Here is a 237-nt window from a genome sequence, read left to right as displayed (position 1 = left end):
GCCTCAACTGCACCCTCAAATCCGGCGATGCCCCGTCGTCGACGCAACGCCTGCTCGATGAGCTGCTCGAGGCGATGGGCCGCTACGGCGTCGAGACGGATTCCGCCCGCGTTGCCGATTTCGATGTGCGCCCCGGCGTGACCGCCGATGAAGGCGACGGCGACCAGTGGCCCGCGCTGCGCCAGCGGATCATGGAGGCGCAGATCCTCGTCGTCGCCACGCCGATCTGGATGGGCC

At 69.2% G+C, this 237-nt stretch carries 1 protein-coding gene; it reads left to right on the top strand.

Translation table 11 applies throughout. The features are described from left to right. Positions 1-237, top strand: a 237-nt coding sequence (locus SB660_RS23695; protein ID WP_410585041.1) for an NAD(P)H-dependent oxidoreductase, incomplete at both ends; no start/stop codon positions are given.

Origin of the sequence: Bacillus sp. SIMBA_005 (genome assembly GCF_046535585.1) — a bacterium.
Taxonomy (GTDB): domain Bacteria; phylum Bacillota; class Bacilli; order Bacillales; family Bacillaceae; genus Bacillus; species Bacillus pumilus.
This window is presented reverse-complemented; position numbering and strand designations above follow the sequence as displayed.